Source organism: Clostridioides sp. ZZV14-6009, from assembly GCF_020658095.1.
GTDB lineage: Bacteria > Bacillota > Clostridia > Peptostreptococcales > Peptostreptococcaceae > Clostridioides.
This window is the reverse complement of the sequence record NZ_JAGWDG010000011.1, coordinates 14,155-33,098: the sequence shown is the minus strand read 5'-3', so window position 1 is coordinate 33,098 and position 18,944 is coordinate 14,155. Positions and strand designations below refer to the sequence as shown.

The window sequence follows — 18,944 nt, the reverse complement described above, 5'->3', positions numbered from 1 at the left end:
ATAATAGGTATTATCAATAGTAAATTTATAAATTCATTATTAAATGAAAAGAGCTATTATAAATTTTCTGGAGGAAAAATGGATATATTTGATATTGGAGTAGACATAGTTGAAATTGACAGAATAAAAAAAGCTGTAGAAAAAAATAATCGGTTTTTAAAGAAAATATTTACAGATAAAGAAATTGAATATTTTAATTCTAAAAATTTTAAGGCAGAAAGTATAGCTGGTAATTTTGCGGCTAAGGAAGCTATAAGTAAATCTATGGGTACAGGAATCAGAATGTTTAACTTTAAAGATATAGAGGTTCTCAGAAATGAAATGGGAAAACCAATAGTAAAAACTTATAATAATCTGGCAAAAATGTGCATAGATTATAATGTTTTAGAAATAAAAGTTTCAATATCACATTCAAAAGATTATGCTATAGCAAATGCGATAACTATAATTAAGGACTAAGGAGTGATTACATTATGATGGATAAAACAGCAAAAGAAATAATGACAACAGATGTAATAGTAGCAAAACAAGATGATAGTATAGCAGATGTAGCTAATATGCTAATTGCGGAGAAAATAGGAGGATTGCCAGTTGTAGATTCAGAAAATAAAGTTGTTGGAATAATTTCTGAAACAGACATTCTTAAAAAAGAAAAGTATATAGAAGCACCTCTATATATAAATTTATTACAAGGGCTGATTTTTTTAGATGATTTAAAAAAGGTAGAAAAAGACATAAAGCAAGTAGCAGCTTATAAAGTCGGAGAACTGATGTCTAAGGACATAATAAAAGTTCATGAAGATGATAAGTTTGACGATGTGGCTAATATAATGATTAAAAAATCAATAAACAGAGTTCCTGTAGTAGATGATGACAATAAACTTAAAGGTATAATTTGTAGATATGATATAATAAAAGCTTTATATAATGAATAGACTAAAGTAGGAGGTGTGATGTGAGAAAAAAGTGGACTATAGTATGTATTATGTTCTTGGCACTGGTTATAATTGTAATAGGATGCCAAAAACGACAGTCCACAAAAGAAGAAGTATACAAAGATTTTCAAAAGCAGATTTCTGATATGAATTCTTACAGTTGTAAAGCTGAAGTAGAAGTAGTTGGAAATAAGAGCCCACACAATTATGTTTTAATTCATACTTATAAAAAAACTGATAACTATAAATTAGAAGTAATTTCCCCAAAACACTTAAAGGGGAAAAGTATAGAGTATCAAGGTGATAAAATATTAGTTAAAAATCCAAATATCAGTGATATAGTGGAATTGCCTAATACAGGAAAAAATAATCAATATCTTTTTATAGGAGACTTTATAAAAAATTATCTTCAAAACGAAGAGATGAAAATAAAGTTATCCAAAGGAAACTTGGTTTTAGAGACTTTTATTCCTGGGGATAATAAATATTTTAATAAGCAAGTATTATATGTAAATACTGACACAAAGAACCCTGAAAAGATGGAAGTATTAGATAATGAAGGAGTGCCAAGATTTACAGTAAAATACAGAGATTTTGAATACAGAAACTAAGGGGGACTAAAGAAATGCAAAAAATAACAGTGCCTACATGGGCAGAGATAAATCTAGATAACTTAAGATTTAACTTAAAAAATATTAAAAATTTATTAGAAGAAGATATTAAAGTTTGTGGAGTAATAAAAGCTGATGCATATGGACATGGTGCAGTAGAAGTTGCAAAATTATTACAAAAGGAAAAAGTAGATTATTTAGCAGTAGCAAGAACTGCTGAAGGAATTGAGCTTAGACAAAATGGTATAACACTTCCTATTTTGAACTTAGGATATACTCCAGATGAAGCTTTTGAAGATTCTATAAAAAATAAAATAACTATGACAGTTTATTCTTTAGAAACAGCACAAAAGATAAACGAAATTGCAAAATCTTTAGGAGAAAAAGCCTGTGTTCACATTAAAATAGACTCAGGAATGACTAGAATAGGTTTCCAACCTAATGAAGAGTCAGTACAGGATATAGTAAAATTAAATAAATTAGAATATATAAATTTAGAAGGTATGTTTACTCATTTTGCTACAGCTGATGAAGTAAGTAAAGAGTACACTTATAAACAAGCTAATAATTATAAATTTATGTCTGATAAGTTAGATGAAGCTGGTGTAGAAATAGCTATAAAGCATGTATCAAATAGTGCAGCTATTATGGATTGCCCTGATTTAAGATTAAATATGGTAAGAGCAGGAATAATATTATATGGTCATTATCCATCTGATGATGTATTTAAAGAAAGACTAGAACTAAAACCAGCCATGAAATTAAAATCAAAAATCGGACATATAAAACAAGTTGAACCAGGTGTAGGAATAAGTTATGGACTAAAATATACAACTACTAGTATGGAAACAATAGCTACAATTCCAATAGGATATGCGGATGGATTCACTAGAATTCAAAAGAATCCAAAAGTTCTTATTAAAGGAGAAGTATTTGATGTAGTTGGTAGAATTTGTATGGATCAAATAATGGTTAGAATTGACAAAGATATAGACATAAAAGTTGGAGATGAGGTTATACTATTTGGAGAAGGTGAAGTTACAGCTGAACGTATAGCCAAAGACTTAGGAACTATAAACTATGAAGTGTTATGCATGATATCAAGAAGAGTTGACCGTGTTTATATGGAAAATAATGAGCTTGTACAAATAAACAGTTATTTGCTAAAATAAAACCATGATATTATAATCTGGGAGGCGATTTTGTGTACGATAAGAGTAAAGAAAAAATAGAAGTTACTTTACCAGACTCTCTGATTTCTGAAGTTGATAGTATTGTTCAGATGGAGAACAGTAACAGAGAAGATTTTGCAAAAGCTGCTTTTCAGTTCTATATAACTCAGAAAAAGAGAATTCATATTAAAGAATCTATGAAAACGGGTTATAGAGAAATGGGTCAAATTAATCTGTCATTAGCTGAACTAGGCATGACAGTTGACGAAGTATCTTCTGATGATAAAAATGAAGGGAAGATTGCCCAAGGTGAGTACTAATTGTGAAATAAAGCGTGGTGATTTATATTACGCTGATTTAAGTCCAGTTGTTGGTTCAGAACAGGGAGGAGTTAGGCCTGTTCTGATAATACAAAATGATGTAGGTAATAAATATAGTCCTACAGTTATAGTATCAGCTATAACATCTCAGATTAATAAAGCCAAATTACCTACTCATGTAGAGATAAGTTCCAATGAATATGGTCTTAATAAAGACTCAGTGATTCTTTTAGAACAAATCAGAACTATTGATAAAAAGAGACTGAGGGAAAAAATTGGTTGTCTAGATGAAAATATGATGATAAAAGTAGATGATGGGCTTCAAATAAGTTTAGGATTGTTTACTTTTTAAAGAGGGGTTTGTCTTTTGTTAGACAATCCCTTTTTTCTTTAAAAATATTTCATAGAGTTTAATTTTAGTGGCCTAAGCTAATAAAATCAAAAATAACGCAAAAAAATAGCATAAAAGTGATATAATAAGATGGAATTGATATAAAATTACAAACTCAAGGGAGGTAATTACATGAGAGACCATAAAGGATTAAATGAGATTGCGCGTATCATAAGAAGAGATATAGTCTCTATGATACATAGAGCCAAATCTGGACATCCAGGAGGGTCATTATCGGTAGTTGAAATACTTACTGCGTTATACTTTGATGAAATGAATGTGGATTCTTCAAAACCTAAAATGGAGGATAGAGATAGATTTGTATTATCAAAAGGACATGCTGCACCAGCATTATATGCAACATTGGCTGAAAAAGGTTATTTTGATAAGGAAGAATTAAATGGACTGAGGAAAATAGGAAGAATGTTACAAGGACATCCAGATATGAAAGGAACACCTGGCGTGGAGATATCCACAGGTTCTTTAGGGCAAGGTTTTTCGGCTGCATGTGGGATGGCTATGGCATCAAAATTAGATAATGCACCATGGAATGTATACACTTTACTTGGTGATGGAGAAGTTCAAGAAGGTATAGTTTGGGAAGCTGCTATGAGTGCTGCACATTATAAGCTTGATAATTTAATTGCTTTTTTAGACAATAATGGACTTCAGATAGATGGAAACATAGAAAGTGTAATGAACTTAGGTTCAATCGTTGATAAATTTAAGGCTTTTGGATGGAATGTAATTGAAATAGATGGTCATGATTTTGACCAAATATTTGCTGCTCTTGATATAGCTAAATCAACAGTTAAAAAGCCTACAATGATAATTGCAAAGACTATAAAAGGTAAAGGAATATCTTTTATGGAAAATCAAGCAGGGTGGCATGGGACAGCTCCAAATGATGCAGAACTAGAACAAGCCTTACTTGAATTAGGAGGTGCTGACAATGAATAAAATGGCAACAAGAGAAGCATATGGTAAAGCTTTAGTAAAATTAGGTCAAATAAATGACAATGTTGTAGTGTTAGATGCAGATTTATCAAAGTCTACAAAGACACATGATTTTTATGAAGCATTTCCAGATAGATTTTTTAATATGGGTATAGCCGAACAAAATCTAATAGGTGCTGCTTGCGGATTATCAACTGCTGGAAAAATACCTTTTGCTAGTACTTTTGCTATGTTCGCTACAGGGAGAGCCTTTGAGATTATAAGAAATTCAGTTTGTTATCCAAAGTTAAATGTAAAAATTTGTGCTACTCATGCAGGACTTACTGTTGGAGAAGATGGAGCATCTCATGAAAGTGTAGAGGATATTGCAATAATGAGAGCTATACCAAATATGACAGTTCTTGTTCCAGCTGATGGAGTAGAGACAGAAAAGATGATTTTTGAAATAGCTAAATACAATGGACCTGTTTATGTTAGATTAGGAAGAAGTTCAGTTCCAGTTTTATTTGATGAGGATTATCATTTTGAAATAGGAAAAGGTATAGTACTAAGAGATGGCAATGATGTCACAATTATAGCTTGTGGGATTATGGTGAATGATGCTATACTGGCACAAGAAAAATTGCAAGAAGAAGGCATTAGTGCCAGAGTCATAAATATGTCCACAATAAAACCTATAGATAAGGATTTAATATTAAAAGCAGCAAAAGAAACTAATGCTATTGTAACTGTAGAAGAACATAGTATAATTGGAGGTTTAGGTTCTGCTGTGAGTGAGACAGTTGGAGAATCTTATCCAACTATTGTAAAAAAAGTTGGGATTAAAGATTCATTTGGAGAATCTGGTGCTCCAAATGAATTGTTAAAAAAATATGAATTAACTTGTGATGATATAGTAAAAGCTGTAAAAGAAGCTATTCTTGCAAAAAGAATGTAAGAAATATAAATTATGCATGTTTGTTAATAATATAATATGTGTATAAGAGAGATATAAAGCATTATATGAATTTATATCTCTCTTTTTTATACACTATATCAATTTATCAAAAACCTAACCAAATATTCAAATTTTTACAAAAATAGAGAAAATATTCAAATATATATTGACTATTCAGAAAAATATGACTAATATATAGTTTATAGGGAAATTAATTTTATACATATAATAACTACTTAAACAAAAATAATTTAAAGAATTGTATGAAGGGAGGTATACTGTATAAAAAGTATATTATAAGTTTTAAGTTATTATACAAAAAGTTTTAAAACAGTTATCATGGATTTTATGTTAAAGGAAATTGTAAGTAGTTTATAGAAGTAATTAAGCAGATGAAAAAATTTCACGTGGGGAGGTAACTGAGATATGTCAGAAAAAGTAAATGTTAAAACAGTCATCAGTTTCGCAGGAGCTTATGTAGCAACAGTAATCGGTTCTGGATTTGCAACAGGACAAGAAATAATGCAATTCTTCACTTTTTATGGGTTTGCAGGTATTATTGGTGGGATAATTTCAATGGTATTATTCTCATGGATGGGTGCTTCAGTAATGTCAAAAGGTAAAGAACTTCAACTTAAAGAACCTATCAAAATTTATCGTGTTTATTGTGGTAAGTATTTAGGAATATTCTTTGAGTGGTTTGGACCTTTATTCTTATTTGGTGTTTTCGTAGTAATGATTTCAGGAGCGGGAGCAACTTTAACTGAATACTATGGATTAAATCCATTTGTAGGTAGAATAGGTATGGCAGTAGTAGCATTATTAACTGTTTCATTAGGTCTTGATAAATTATCAAAGATACTAGGTGGAATAGGACCTGTAATAATAATATTTACACTTTTAGTTGGAGCTATAAGTTTAAGCAGTAATATAGGTAATTTATCTCAAGCAGGAGAGATTCTTAAAACTGTAGAGGTATCTAGACCAGTTCCAAACGCATATCTATCTGGTGTAATATACACTACTTATAATACAATCGTTGTCATGGCGTTCTTAACAGGATTAGGAGCAAGTGCTGCTAATAAAAAAGAAGCTGTTTGCGGTGGTATACTAGGTGGGGTAGCACTTATGGCAGCAGCTATAATGATGAACTTAGCAATGCTTTCTGATGTAGGAAACTTATATTCAAAAGCAATACCTTCATTATTCTTAGCTGATAAGATTTCACCAGTAGTTGGAGTTTTATTCTCAGTAGTTCTTATATTAGGAATATATACAACAGCTGTACCTTTATTATGGTCAGTAACTAATAGATTTGTAGATGATAATCATCCTAAATTTAAATTAATAACAGTAATAACAGCTATATTAGGTCTTATAGGTGGATTCTTACCATTTGATAAGCTGGTTGGTATCTTATATCCATATACCGGATATATGGGCGTCATAATACTGGTTTGTGTTCTTTATAGACAGATTACAAAAACATCTGGCTATCAAGAAGGAGTTAATGGTAAATAAATAATTTAGAACTGTAAAATAGAGAGTTATATAAAAACAATTAAATTGTTTTTATATAACTCTTTTTTATTTTATAATTTATTTGTCATAAAATCCTTTTTTTATTATTTCATATTTAAGGGTAACTATAATAAACACTTTATTATTGATAATTTAAAGTCTAAGACAAAATTATAAATCATATATTTAAATAGATGGAAGGAGTGATAAAATTGGATGTAAAGTTTAATATTAAAGGTATAATTTATGGAGTTATAGCTCTTATATTTGTGATAGGAGGGTTTATATTCATACCAAGTATGTTTATAGAAAAAACTAAGCCAATAGATTATACAGTATTGCAAAGGAATTCAATACCAGAAAAGATACTAGATGTTATGGACAAATACACAAATGAAGAAAGGGCATTAGCAGCTAAAATTGATAATAAAATATACATCATAGTAACTAGGGGAAATAATAAATATGGTATTGAGATGGATAACATAGAAAGTGTAAGTGAAGAAGGAAAAGAAGTTTTGAGAGTTAAGATAAAGTATAAGGATAAGGAGGATTCTCTTCCATACATAGTGGTTGAAACAAATATAAGTGAACTTCCAGATAGAATAGAGTTAAATTCTACTAAATAAAAGCATATTTTGTGATTAAATAACTATTTATTTGTATAGTAAAATAAAGTCATGGTTTTTATTAATGTAAATAAATCATGTCGAGGCTTTATTGATGTAAAAGCCATGACTTAAAATATTCATTGAATAATATAAAAATTAAATATTAAACAGAGTGTTATATTAATAGTATTGAGAGTGTTAATTATTTGGTGTAAGAATTCTGGTTTCAGTAACTATATAGTTTAATTGTGCATCATGAGTTTCTTTTGGAATAGAATCAAATACCTGAAAGTCAAATGCTATTCCTATAGTTATTGCGTCTTTTCTTAAGTTCTCTAAAAATCTATCATAAAATCCTCCACCATATCCTAATCTATAGCAATGTATGTCATATGCAACAGCTGGAACAATTACAACATCTAAAGATTTAATATCAATTGTAGGTGATTTTTCGTTAGGTTCCCTTATTCCATATGCACCAATTTTTAGTCCATTATCTAAATCTGTTATTTGAGTAGGAATTAATGTATGATTTTCTTTTATTGTAATAGGGCTTGAGACTATTTTCTTTAGAGATAAAAGCTTTTTGATTAAATTATCTGTGTTAACTTCATTATTAAAATCTAGATAAAGCATTATATTAGTTGCGTTTTTTATATCCTCCATTTGAAGTAATTTTTCTGTTATCAAATTTGAATTATTTAGTACAAACTCAGCACTTTTATTTTTTCTATGTTCAATAACTTTTTTTCTAAATTCTTTTTTCATAAAATATTCCTCCTTTAATATGTTATAATGTGAACAGAATTTGTATTCTAATATAAATTTTAGTATAGTTTATTGTAATAAGGCAATATATTTGGGTAAATGTAATAAAAATAACAGCTAGTCATATAATATATAATAGTTTATGTAAAAGGAGATGTATCTTGTGATTTCAAAAAAGAAAGCTATTTTTTTAGGGGTGATTTTAGTAATTATAACAGCTATGGCCACATCAGCGTTTCAACTTACATTAGGGAACAAAGTTGTAGTATCAAAAGAACTCTATGAAGGCTATAAAAAATATGATAAGTTGTTAGGATTAGAATCTATTATAAAACAAGATTTTTATAAAAAAGTCTCTGATAAAGATTTAGTGGATGGAGCATCAAAGGGGTTATTTCTAGGAACAAATGACAAATATTCTGGTTATTACACTAAAGATGAAATGGAAAAGCTAATAGAAGATAGTGAGGGCTCTTATGTTGGTGTAGGAATGTATATAGGAGCATCAAAAGATGGAGGACTAGTAGTAGTTCCTATGAAAGATTCTCCAGCAGAAAAAGCAGGAGTAAAAGCAGGAGATAAATTAATAAAAGTCAACGGAAAATCTGTATCATATAAAAATTCGGATGAAGCTGTGAGTATGATGAAAGGTAAAAAAGGTAAAAAAGTAGAGCTAGTAGTATTGAGAGAAGATAAACAACTAAGCTTTGAGTTGAAAACAGAACAGATAGTTGAGAAAAGTATAGAAAGTAAAGTAATTGATAATGATTTAGGATATATAGAAATTACCCAATTTATATCAAGTACATATACTGATTTTGACAAAGCTTTAAAAGGATTGAAAGAAAAAAATATTAAGGGATTAGTAATAGACCTTAGAAACAATCCTGGAGGTATGTTGGATATATGTAAAGAAGTTGCTGATGAATTAATTGGTGAAGGAACTATAGTATATACTAAAGACAATAAAGGAAATACAGAATATTTAAAATCTGATAAAGAAAAATTGGGACTTCCAATAGTAGTTTTAACCAATGGAGAAAGTGCCTCTGCTGCTGAGATATTAACAGCTGCAATTGTTGATAATAAAGAAGGTATTTCTGTAGGGACTACGACTTATGGTAAAGGGCTGGTACAGTCAGTTGTAAGGTTGAAAGATGGAACAGGATATAAATTAACTACTGCTCAATACTTTACACCTAATGGAGATTATATCAATGAAAAAGGGATAAAACCTACAATTGAAGAAAAAGATGAGAAAAAACAATTGGATGTAGCAACTGAATGGCTTAGAGAGCAGATTAATAAATAGAATTTAAAGTTTGTAGATGTAATAGAAAATAAAAAAATTGTTATAAGTAAAAATATAGAGTGGATAAAACTAACTTTTGGTATTGTTTCAACATTTTACTATATAGTTTTATTGTTAAAAGTTTTAACTTAGCTTTTAAAATATGGGTAATTAAACATTTTAAAATACATGTAAAAATATTACTGGAAATTTAGCAGTCCAGTAATATTTTTTTGATTTAAGGAATATTAATATTAATAATTCTATTTTCTAATACTATACCTACTCTTATTTAAAAGTACTATCATTTCAGCACTATAGAAACTTATTTGTTTTATACTGATTATATGAATATTTAGGGTATTTTCTATTTTGAGCTACATTAATATTTTGTAAAAACACAAACATGTAAATTAAATTTTTTATCTAATGTATGTCTATACTATAAGAAGCTGTAAAAACTTTTCCTTTACCTAATTTGTTTATAAATTTCTTATCTGTATAAATTTTATTAGAATGTATACTATCAGCAAGACCGTACCATGGTTCTATACATAAAAATGGAGCAGTAGAATTAGTTTCGCTATAATAAGGAGTCCAAATGCCAACTAGAGGAAAATTCTTCATAGATATAGTTAGGCATTCACTATCTTTATCATTATATATAGATACTTCGTCTATGTTAGTGTATATTAAAGCATCATTTTTAAATAATTCTGGATTTAATTGTAACCTTTTTAAGTCTCCAATAAATTTTGTATCATCAGTAAAGGACCCATTTAAATTAATTTTTTCCACATTATTTCTTCCTTTAAACTCAAGATAGTACTTAGAAAAGTCATCTTGTTCATAAAAAGGAAGATTAAATGCAGGATGTCCTCCTATAGAAAAGAATATATCTTTAGAGTCAGTATTTTTTACAATCCATTCTATATTTATGCTATCATCATTTAATGTATAATTTATAAGTAGCTCAAAATAGTAGGGATATTTTTTTAGAGTAGATTCATTGGATGTTAAACTATAAGATATGAATGCATCTCCTTTATTTGCAATTTCAAAATCCATATCTCTAGCAAATCCATGTTGAGTCATATTATATAAATTTTCTTCTATTATGGTTTCATTATCAAGAAGTTTACCAACTATAGGGAATAATATAGGTGATTGTCTACCCCAATGTTTTTTATTACCATCCCAAAGAATATTTCTGTTATGTTTTTTAGAAAATATCCTAGTAAGTTCAGCACCAGAGCTACTTGATTCAATAATTAAGTTTTCATTTTGTAATATATTCATTTAAAATCTCCTTTATTATACTTTATTAGTATATTATACTATAAAGTATAACAAGTATTAAATCGTATTTGATATTATATTTGAAAGGTAGATTTTAGTATATTTTGAAAATTTTGTTTTGAAAATTTGGGATTATTTAAGAAATTTTGTATTATAAATAGAAGGAAATAGATAAATTGTATAGAATTAAATATATTAAGATAAGTTAATAATGTTAAATGGGAAGTGAGTTTATGGAAAAACCAAATACAAAAGTTGTTAACTTTCAAGAGTATAAAGACAGAAAAAAACAAAGAGAAGTAAACCGAGACGAACTTTTAAAGCTTATTAAAAAAATTGTGACTTCAAAATAGGGAGTTGTTAAACTCCCTATTTTAATGGGTTCCCAAAGAATTAAGACATTCTAAGTCCATCTATATAATCTTTAAATTGTGAAAAATCTGATTCACTACTTAACTCTACAGTTTCTGTACCTTCCGTATAAAAATTCTTAAGATAGATAGTATAATTATTATCAACACAATTATGATAAATACATCTATATCCATCTTCATATAAATTTTTTAATTTAGAAAAATCATCCACAATATCAACTCCTTAAAGTTCTTTTAATTATATTTTTACAAAAAGTATGTGATTGTATGCAAATTAGAAATGTAAAATAAAGGAAATTAAGATAAAATGTAGAATAATCTTTATATGTATGTAAAAATAAAAAGAAAAAGTTGAAATTTTTAGAAAATAAGAGTATTTTTTATCTAAAAAGATAATTAAAAAAAAATAATATTGGGAGGATAGAAAATGAGTTTATTAGAAAGTATATCAAGGAATATATATTCTCTAGATAAGTCTTCTATTGAAAAAGCAAAACAGAGGTTGGACAGGCTTATACATCCAACTGGAAGCTTAGGAAAGATAGAAGATATTTGCATGCAATTAGCAGGGATATTTGGTAATGAAAATTTTGATACAACTAAAAAAGTTATAATTGCTTTTGCTGGAGATCATGGAGTATATGAAGAAGGAGTTGCGCCTGACCCTCAGGACATAACAAAGTTACAATTTCCAAATTTCTCAAAAGGGCTATGTGGCGTTGGAGTAATAAGTAAATTTGTAGGAGCAGATGTTGTAGCTGTAGATGTAGGAATAAATTGTGATGAAAAACTAGATGGAGTATTAGATTATAAGATAAGAAAAGGTACTTCAAATATGGCAAAGGGACCAGCCATGAGCAAACAAGAGGCTATAAGATGCTTAGAAATAGGAATTGAAATAGCAGAGCAATGTATAGAAAGAGATTATAAAGTAATTGGTATTGGAGAGATGGGGATAGCAAATACTACTCCAAGTACTGCAATAATATCTGTAATTTCAGGATGTGACCCATCAGAAGTGACAGGTATAGGTGCAGGTCTTAAAAAAGAAAGATTAAAACATAAAGCTGATGTAATTAGAAAAGCTATTGAAATTAACAATCCAAATCCAACTGATGGTGTAGATATTTTATCTAAAGTAGGTGGATTTGAAATAGGTTCAATGGCAGGTGTTATATTAGGATGTAGTGCTAATAGAATTCCAGTTGTTATAGATGGATTTATTTCTTATGCTGCTGCTTTAATTGCTTATAAAATAAATCCAAAAACTAGAGAATATATGATAGCATCACATTTATCAGCAGAATCAGGAACTAAAAGAGCATTAGATATATTGAAATTAGACCCTATACTAAATATGGATATGAGATTAGGTGAAGGAAGTGGAGCTGCTTTGGCATTTAATATAGTGGAAGCTTCAAATTATACTTACAAAAATATGGCGACTTTTGATGAGATAGATATGGGTCGATAAAAAATTTAATATATTTAGGAGTGTTTTGATGAGTCAAATTATTCTGGTAACAGGAGGAGCTAGGTCAGGAAAGAGTAATTTTGCAGAAAAATTATGTTTAGATAGGAATAATAACACAGCTTACATAGCGACATCTATTCCATTTGATGATGAGATGAAAGATAGAGTAAGGAAGCATCAAGAGAGTAGACCTAAAAGTTGGAAGACATATGAAATATATGAAGACATATATTCTATAATTAAAAATATATATGAAGAACATGAAACTGTTATACTAGACTGTGTAACACTATTAGTAAATAATTTAATGTTTTCACATAATTTAAACATAGAAGAATCTACTCAAGAAGAAATAAATAAATTGGAAGAGTACATAAAAGAACAAATTAGTAAACTTATTAAAGAAATAGAAAAAACAAATCTATATTTTGTATTTGTGACAAATGAATTAGGTATGGGAATTGTTCCTGGAAATAAACTTAGTAGAATATATACTGATATTGTAGGTCGTATAAATCAATATATAGCATCAAAAAGCAATGAAGTTTATTTTGTAGTTAGTGGCATACCTATGAAAATAAAGGAGTAGTATGTGACTATGAAAAGATTTATTTTGATACTACAGTTTTTGACAAGAATACCTATAAAATTAGATGTAGGGTTTGATGATGAATTTTACAAATCTATAGTATATTTTCCGCTTGTAGGTCTTGTTATTGGTATATTAACTTACTTAATAGGATGGGTTTCTATACTTTTGTTTCAGCCATTTATATGTGCAATTATAATAACACTTGCTGGTGTTTTGATTACTGGAGGGCTTCATATAGATGGATTAGGGGATACATTTGATGCAATATACAGTTATAGAGATAAAGAGAAAATGCTTGAAATAATGAAAGATTCTCGATTAGGTACAAATTCGCTTTTAGCAATTATGTTTGTACTTTTATTAAAGATTGGATTTGTATATAGTATTATAAGTAATAATTCACTATGGGTTATAATATTCATGCCAATGATTGCAAGGTTAGGAGTAATGTTATTGACATATAAAACAGTAACACCAAGAGCAAAAGGAATGGGGAATTTATTTATAGGAAAATTGACTACAAGTATGTTAATAACAGCTATAATATACACATTATTGATAGTTAGTATTATTGCTAAATTAATATTTTTAGTGCCTAATATAGTATTGATTAAAGTATTATGTTCAGCTATAGTAGTTTTTATATTTATAATATTGTTTAAAAATCATATTTACAAAAAAATTGATGGAGTAACAGGAGATATATTGGGTTGTGGAATAGAACTTTCAGAACTTGTATATTTGATTTATATATATTTGTTAATTTTTATGTTTATTTAAAACTAAAAAGTGGTGATAATGTGATAAGATTAATATTAATAAGACATGCTTTGACAACTGATAATGAAAAAGGAAGATTATCAGGTCATATAAATAGTTATATTAGTGAAGAAGGTAAATTACAAATAAATAAAATTACAAAATATATGAGTAGTGAAAGTATAGATAAGATTTACACAACTCCATCTTCACGTACTAAAGATACAATAGAGAAAATATCAAAGCTGAAATCAATAGAAATAGAAGAAAGAGAAAATCTAAGAGAAATTAGCTTTGGAGACTTTGAAGGAATAACTTTTGAAGAGATAAAAGTTAAATATCCAAAAGAATTTGAAAAAATGATAGAAGAAGGTAGCAATTATAGATACCCAAATGGGGAAAGCTTGATAGATTCATATGAAAGAATAGCAAAAGAGATTGACAATATAATTTTAGAAAATGATGATTATTTAAATAGAAAAACAATACTTATATGTTCTCATGCAGGTACAATAAGAAATATAATAACATATTTGATTTCTGGTAGTTATAAATATCATTGGAACTTTAAAATTGATAATGCATCTATTACAATTTTGGAAGTTGATAATGGATTTACTGTAATAAATAAAATGAATTTTACTGAATTTATATAATTCAATATAAATTAAATATTAAATATTAAACGATATGTGCTTATAAAATTACTAACAAAAATAGAATACTAGATTAAAATTAGGTTCTCAATGAGATGTAAAAAGGGAAAAAGGTTAGATGCCTTTGCAGCCCCCGCTACTGTGAAACCAACGAAACTATAAATACCACTGTCAATTTGATGGGAAGGTTATGGAAGTAGGATGAAGTTAAGCCAGGATACCTGCCTAATTTAATTTAAAACATGAGGTCTTCGGGGTGAAAGATTTTTAATTAATATATATAAAAGTCCTAGCTTTAGAAGCACTAGGACTTTTTTTAGTTTATTTATAGGTAAAATTTAACTTTAAGGAGGGGAGAAAGTGGGTAAAAAAGTAATGCTACAGGGAACTGCATCAAATGTAGGTAAGAGTATTTTATCAGCAGGATTGTGTAGAATATTTAAACAAGATGGTTATACTGTTGCTCCTTTTAAGTCGCAAAATATGGCTTTAAATTCTTTTATAACTAAAGAAGGATTAGAAATGGGAAGAGCACAAGTATTTCAAGCAGAAGCTGCAAAAATAGAGCCGATAGCAGATATGAATCCAGTTTTATTAAAACCTTCTGGAAATCATAAAAGTCAAGTGATTGTAAGAGGAAAAGTTGTAGGAGAGATGCCTTCATCTGAATATCATGATTATAAGCTAGAATTGGTAGATGTATTAAAAGAAACCTTTAATAATTTAAGTTCAATGTATGACATTGTGGTTATGGAAGGTGCAGGGAGTACTGCGGAGATAAATTTAAAAGATAGAGATATATCCAATATGGGTATGGCAAAAATAGCAGATGCACCAGTAATAATAGTTGGGGATATTGATAGAGGTGGAGTATTTGCATCATTAGCAGGTACAATGCTTTTATTAGATGATGATGAGAGAAAAAGAGTCAAAGGAGTAATAATCAATAAATTTAGAGGAAAAAAGGAACTCCTACAAGATGGTTTAAAGATGCTTGAAGATATTATAAAAGTACCTGTTTTAGGTGTGGTTCCTTATATGGATATAAAAATAGAAGATGAAGATAGTGTAACAACTAGATTTAAGAAAAAAATGGATAAAAATGATATACATATAGAAATAATTAGAACTCCACATATGTCAAATTTTACAGATTTTAATATATTTGAAACACAAGAAGATGTAAGCCTTAGATATGTAGACTATGGAGAAGCTATAGGAAATCCAGATATATTGATAATACCTGGAACTAAAAGTACTATAGATGATTTAAAGTACATAAGAGAAAGTGGTCTTGAGTCACAAATTAAAAACTTACATAGTCAGGGTAAATTGATATTTGGAATATGTGGTGGGTATCAAATGTTAGGTAAAAAATTAAAAGACCCTTATCATGTTGAAAGTGAAATTGAAGAATTAGATGGAATTGGTCTTTTAGATACAGAAACAATATTTGAAGAGGAAAAGACTACAACTCAAGTAGAAGCTACCATTATTGAATGTGCTGGTGAATATATGAACGACCTTAAAGGTAAGAAAGTAAAAGGTTATGAAATACATATGGGAATTACAAATCGTAGTAATAAAGTAAGTAGTTTAGATTTGATAACAAAAAAACTAGATAAAGAAGTCAATTATACTGAAGGAAGTGTAAATAAAGAAGGTAATGTAATTGGTACTTATCTTCATGGAATATTTGATGAAATAGATTTTACAAGAGCAATTTTAAATAATATAAGGAAGAAAAAGGGATTAAAAGTATTAGAAAGTACTGTAAGTTCTTTTGATGAGTTTAAAGATAAAGAGTATGATAAATTGGCAGATTTCTTAAGAGAACATTTAGACATAGAGAAGATATATGAAATTATGAAATAAGAATGACTTTATATTTATACTTTAGGTAGGAGGTGTATTATGAAAAAGATTTTGATTGCAGGTACTAGCAGTGGAGTTGGGAAAACTACAATATCATTAGGAATAATGCAGGCTTTAGTTAAGAGAAATATGAAAGTACAGCCGTATAAAGTAGGGCCAGACTATATAGACCCTTCATATCACACATTTATAACTGGAAGACATTCTAGAAATCTGGATTCTTATATGTTAGATGATGAAAAGATAAAGTATATAGTAAATAAATCTTCAAAGGATGCAGATATTTCAGTAGTAGAAGGAGTTATGGGATTATATGATGGTTTTGGGATAGATTTAGATAACTGCACAAGTTCACATACTTCTAAGGTATTAAAAGCTCCAGTTATACTAGTTATAAATGGAAAATCTATGGCAGCATCTAGTGCAGCTATGGTACTAGGATATAGGGAACTAGATAAAGATGTGGATATAAAAGGTGTTATAGTAAATAATGTAAAAACTAAGAGCCATTATCAAATAATTAAGAGCTCTATAGAGAAATATTGTAATATCGAAGTGTTGGGATATTTTCCTCCAAATAATAAATTTTCATTGGAATCTAGACATCTAGGTCTAATTCCTAGTGTGGAGATGAAATCTTTAAGAGAAAAGTTTTATACTTTAGCTGATGAGATTGAAAACTACATAGATATTGATAGAATAATCGAAATCTCAGAAAGTGATGAATTTGAGAGTAGTTTTGATTTTCAAAATTTAATAGAAAATAATAAGATAAAAGAACAGATTAAGGATAAATCAATAGCCATAGCATATGATAAGGCATTCAATTTTTATTATAGGGAAAACATAGAACTTTTAGAGGAACTTGGATTAGAAGTAAACTATTTTAGTCCTCTTGAAGATACATCAGTACCAAATTCAGATTATATTTATATTGGAGGAGGTTTTCCAGAGATATTTGGGAAAGAACTAGAAGCAAATGAATCAATGAGAGCCTCTATATTAGAAGCACATAATAATAATATTCCTATTTATGCAGAATGTGGTGGATTAATGTACTTAGGTGAGAAGTTACTTAATCAAGAAGAACAAGAATTTAATATGGTTGGTATATTTAATGGAACTAGTAAGATGACAGCTTCTCTAAAGAGGTTTGGATATTGCCTTGGTGTAGCTAAAGAAAATACAATTTTATCTAAAGCAGGAGAAATTATTAAAGGGCATGAGTTTCATCATTCAATATTTGAAAGTGATGAAAAATGTGCATATTCAATGAAAAAAGAAAGAGATGGAAATTTAATAGAAGAATGGGATGGAGGTTATAGCAAAGGAAATACACTGGCAACATACCTTCACACACATTTTTATAATAATTTAAACTGCATAGAAAATTTTTTGGAAAAGGGAAATGAGTAAATGAATATTTTATCTATTTATATAGGGTATATAACAGATTTAATTGTAGGAGACCCATATTCTTTTCCTCATCCAGTAAGATTTATTGGAAAACTTATAAATTTTATCCAAGGAATAATAAGAAAGGTCTCTAAAAATGGAAAGCAGTTAAAAATTGGTGGATTTATATTATGGTTTGTAACTGTTGGAATAACCTACTTAGTAACCTATGTTATAGTGAAGCTATGTAGTTTTAATGTATTATTAAGTATCATAGTAAATGGGTTCATAATTTATACGACGTTAGCAACAAAGTGTTTAAAAGATGAAGCTATAAAAATTTATAATGTATTAAAGACTGGAGACATAGAGAAATCCAGAATGCAGCTATCTTATATAGTGGGTAGAGATACAACTAATTTAAGTGAACCTGAAATAATAAGAGCAACTGTAGAAACTGTGGCAGAAAATACTGTAGATGGTATAATTGCACCTATGCTTTATGCATTTATTGGAGGAGCACCACTTGCTATGGCGTATAAAGCTATAAACACCCTTGACTCAACTGTTGGATATAAGAATGAAAAATACAAAGATATTGGCTTTGCTTCTGCTAAAATTGATGATATAGCTAATTATATACCAGCAAGAATATCTGTTATTCTTATGACTATAGGGAGTTTTTTTCTTGGTTATAACTATAAGAGTTGTTTTAAAATTTCTATTAGAGATAGAAAAAATCATAAAAGTCCAAATTGTGCTTTTTCAGAAGGTGCAATATCAGGAGCCTTAGGAATTCAACTAGGAGGAACCAATGTTTATTCTGGGCAAAAAGTATATAAGCCAACAATAGGAGATAAAATTAGAGTGATAGATAGAGAAGATATAATTAAAACAAATAAAATTATGTATGCCTCTTCATTGACTTCTATATTAGCATTTACGCTGATATCTGTGGCATGTAGGATGATTTTTATTAACTTAATTATATAACTTAATTGTGTAC

Annotated in this window: 21 protein-coding genes and 1 riboswitch; of the genes, 18 read left to right on the top strand and 3 right to left on the bottom strand. The window is 28.6% G+C overall.

Translation table 11 applies throughout. From position 1 onward, the window contains the following. Positions 1 to 78: 78 nt before the first annotated feature. The 10 genes from acpS (at position 79) to KGF36_RS13615 (ending at position 7,473) form a co-directional block, all read left to right on the top strand. Positions 79 to 459 carry a holo-ACP synthase gene (acpS, locus tag KGF36_RS13660; protein WP_227829074.1) on the top strand — a complete coding sequence of 127 codons (381 nt, stop codon included), beginning with the start codon at positions 79 to 81 and terminating at the stop codon, positions 457 to 459. 14 nt (positions 460 to 473) lie between these two features. Continuing rightward, a complete protein-coding gene (locus KGF36_RS13655) occupies positions 474 to 935 on the top strand; it encodes a CBS domain-containing protein (protein ID WP_227829073.1) in 462 nt (153 codons plus the stop codon). Positions 936 to 955: 20 nt separating this feature from the next. Continuing rightward, positions 956 to 1,546 carry a germination lipoprotein GerS gene (gene gerS / locus KGF36_RS13650; RefSeq protein WP_227829072.1) on the top strand — a complete coding sequence of 197 codons (591 nt, stop codon included), beginning with the start codon at positions 956 to 958 and terminating at the stop codon, positions 1,544 to 1,546. 14 nt (positions 1,547 to 1,560) lie between these two features. Then, complete coding sequence (gene alr, locus KGF36_RS13645; protein WP_227841392.1) at positions 1,561 to 2,718, top strand: alanine racemase; 1,158 nt, start codon at positions 1,561 to 1,563, stop codon at positions 2,716 to 2,718. 32 nt (positions 2,719 to 2,750) lie between these two features. Then, on the top strand, positions 2,751 to 3,038 hold the full coding sequence (locus KGF36_RS13640; protein WP_227436214.1) for an antitoxin: 288 nt from the start codon (positions 2,751 to 2,753) through the stop codon (positions 3,036 to 3,038). Then, positions 3,007 to 3,390 carry a type II toxin-antitoxin system PemK/MazF family toxin gene (locus tag KGF36_RS13635; RefSeq protein WP_003421356.1) on the top strand — a complete coding sequence of 128 codons (384 nt, stop codon included), beginning with the start codon at positions 3,007 to 3,009 and terminating at the stop codon, positions 3,388 to 3,390. Before KGF36_RS13640 ends, KGF36_RS13635 begins: the two co-directional genes overlap by 32 nt. A gap of 171 nt (positions 3,391 to 3,561) precedes the next feature. Continuing rightward, positions 3,562 to 4,389, top strand: coding sequence for a transketolase (locus tag KGF36_RS13630; RefSeq protein ID WP_227841393.1), 828 nt, complete (start codon positions 3,562 to 3,564; stop codon positions 4,387 to 4,389). Then, the gene (locus tag KGF36_RS13625) at positions 4,382 to 5,323 is read left to right on the top strand and encodes a transketolase family protein (protein WP_227829069.1); all 942 of its coding nucleotides are present in this window, start codon (positions 4,382 to 4,384) and stop codon (positions 5,321 to 5,323) included. Before KGF36_RS13630 ends, KGF36_RS13625 begins: the two co-directional genes overlap by 8 nt. A 426-nt stretch (positions 5,324 to 5,749) precedes the next feature. Beyond that, positions 5,750 to 6,844, top strand: coding sequence for a hypothetical protein (locus KGF36_RS13620; protein ID WP_227829068.1), 1,095 nt, complete (start codon positions 5,750 to 5,752; stop codon positions 6,842 to 6,844). Positions 6,845 to 7,056: 212 nt separating this feature from the next. Further along, entirely contained in the window at positions 7,057 to 7,473 is a 417-nt protein-coding gene (locus KGF36_RS13615; RefSeq protein ID WP_255611832.1) for a hypothetical protein, read from the top strand. A gap of 180 nt (positions 7,474 to 7,653) precedes the next feature. Here KGF36_RS13615 and KGF36_RS13610 read toward each other — a convergent pair whose 3' ends face one another. Next, positions 7,654 to 8,223, bottom strand: coding sequence for a 5-formyltetrahydrofolate cyclo-ligase (locus KGF36_RS13610; protein ID WP_227829066.1), 570 nt, complete (start codon positions 8,221 to 8,223; stop codon positions 7,654 to 7,656). Positions 8,224 to 8,377: 154 nt separating this feature from the next. On the opposite strand from KGF36_RS13610, the gene KGF36_RS13605 reads away from it, so the two are divergent. Next, entirely contained in the window at positions 8,378 to 9,535 is a 1,158-nt protein-coding gene (locus KGF36_RS13605) for a S41 family peptidase (RefSeq protein ID WP_227841457.1), read from the top strand. Between the two features lie 405 nt (positions 9,536 to 9,940). Here the strand turns inward: KGF36_RS13605 and KGF36_RS13600 are convergent, their stop codons facing one another. After that, on the bottom strand, positions 9,941 to 10,813 hold the full coding sequence (locus KGF36_RS13600; protein ID WP_227829064.1) for an aldose 1-epimerase family protein: 873 nt from the start codon (positions 10,811 to 10,813) through the stop codon (positions 9,941 to 9,943). Between the two features lie 393 nt (positions 10,814 to 11,206). Then, a complete protein-coding gene (locus KGF36_RS13595) occupies positions 11,207 to 11,398 on the bottom strand; it encodes a hypothetical protein (protein WP_227436177.1) in 192 nt (63 codons plus the stop codon). Positions 11,399 to 11,614: 216 nt separating this feature from the next. On the opposite strand from KGF36_RS13595, the gene cobT reads away from it, so the two are divergent. From cobT to cbiB, 7 genes are all read left to right on the top strand, one after another. Further along, positions 11,615 to 12,661 carry a nicotinate-nucleotide--dimethylbenzimidazole phosphoribosyltransferase gene (gene cobT / locus KGF36_RS13590; RefSeq protein WP_227436176.1) on the top strand — a complete coding sequence of 349 codons (1,047 nt, stop codon included), beginning with the start codon at positions 11,615 to 11,617 and terminating at the stop codon, positions 12,659 to 12,661. A gap of 28 nt (positions 12,662 to 12,689) precedes the next feature. Continuing rightward, entirely contained in the window at positions 12,690 to 13,250 is a 561-nt protein-coding gene (gene cobU / locus KGF36_RS13585) for a bifunctional adenosylcobinamide kinase/adenosylcobinamide-phosphate guanylyltransferase (protein ID WP_227829063.1), read from the top strand. Positions 13,251 to 13,259: 9 nt separating this feature from the next. After that, a complete protein-coding gene (gene cobS, locus KGF36_RS13580; RefSeq protein ID WP_227829062.1) occupies positions 13,260 to 14,033 on the top strand; it encodes an adenosylcobinamide-GDP ribazoletransferase in 774 nt (257 codons plus the stop codon). Between the two features lie 20 nt (positions 14,034 to 14,053). After that, entirely contained in the window at positions 14,054 to 14,668 is a 615-nt protein-coding gene (locus KGF36_RS13575; protein ID WP_227842862.1) for a histidine phosphatase family protein, read from the top strand. A gap of 64 nt (positions 14,669 to 14,732) precedes the next feature. Then, a riboswitch (cobalamin riboswitch) is annotated at positions 14,733 to 14,912 on the top strand. Between the two features lie 116 nt (positions 14,913 to 15,028). Next, positions 15,029 to 16,543, top strand: coding sequence for a cobyric acid synthase (locus KGF36_RS13570; RefSeq protein ID WP_227829060.1), 1,515 nt, complete (start codon positions 15,029 to 15,031; stop codon positions 16,541 to 16,543). A gap of 39 nt (positions 16,544 to 16,582) precedes the next feature. Next, entirely contained in the window at positions 16,583 to 17,959 is a 1,377-nt protein-coding gene (locus KGF36_RS13565) for a cobyrinate a,c-diamide synthase (protein WP_227829059.1), read from the top strand. Then, positions 17,960 to 18,931 (top strand): adenosylcobinamide-phosphate synthase CbiB, encoded by a 972-nt coding sequence (gene cbiB, locus KGF36_RS13560; RefSeq protein WP_227829058.1) that lies wholly within the window; start codon positions 17,960 to 17,962, stop codon positions 18,929 to 18,931. It abuts the gene before it with no gap. Positions 18,932 to 18,944: the final 13 nt, after the last annotated feature.

Coding starts and splice junctions, on each gene's coding strand:
- acpS (WP_227829074.1), top strand. CDS start 79: ATGGATATATTTGATATTGGAGTAGACATAGTTGAAATTGACAGAATA.
- KGF36_RS13655 (WP_227829073.1), top strand. CDS start 474: ATGATGGATAAAACAGCAAAAGAAATAATGACAACAGATGTAATAGTA.
- alr (WP_227841392.1), top strand. CDS start 1,561: ATGCAAAAAATAACAGTGCCTACATGGGCAGAGATAAATCTAGATAAC.
- KGF36_RS13635 (WP_003421356.1), top strand. CDS start 3,007: ATGAAGGGAAGATTGCCCAAGGTGAGTACTAATTGTGAAATAAAGCGT.
- KGF36_RS13630 (WP_227841393.1), top strand. CDS start 3,562: ATGAGAGACCATAAAGGATTAAATGAGATTGCGCGTATCATAAGAAGA.
- KGF36_RS13625 (WP_227829069.1), top strand. CDS start 4,382: ATGAATAAAATGGCAACAAGAGAAGCATATGGTAAAGCTTTAGTAAAA.
- KGF36_RS13620 (WP_227829068.1), top strand. CDS start 5,750: ATGTCAGAAAAAGTAAATGTTAAAACAGTCATCAGTTTCGCAGGAGCT.
- KGF36_RS13610 (WP_227829066.1), bottom strand. CDS start 8,223: ATGAAAAAAGAATTTAGAAAAAAAGTTATTGAACATAGAAAAAATAAA.
- KGF36_RS13605 (WP_227841457.1), top strand. CDS start 8,378: ATGTATCTTGTGATTTCAAAAAAGAAAGCTATTTTTTTAGGGGTGATT.
- KGF36_RS13600 (WP_227829064.1), bottom strand. CDS start 10,813: ATGAATATATTACAAAATGAAAACTTAATTATTGAATCAAGTAGCTCT.
- cobT (WP_227436176.1), top strand. CDS start 11,615: ATGAGTTTATTAGAAAGTATATCAAGGAATATATATTCTCTAGATAAG.
- cobU (WP_227829063.1), top strand. CDS start 12,690: ATGAGTCAAATTATTCTGGTAACAGGAGGAGCTAGGTCAGGAAAGAGT.
- cobS (WP_227829062.1), top strand. CDS start 13,260: ATGAAAAGATTTATTTTGATACTACAGTTTTTGACAAGAATACCTATA.
- KGF36_RS13565 (WP_227829059.1), top strand. CDS start 16,583: ATGAAAAAGATTTTGATTGCAGGTACTAGCAGTGGAGTTGGGAAAACT.
- cbiB (WP_227829058.1), top strand. CDS start 17,960: ATGAATATTTTATCTATTTATATAGGGTATATAACAGATTTAATTGTA.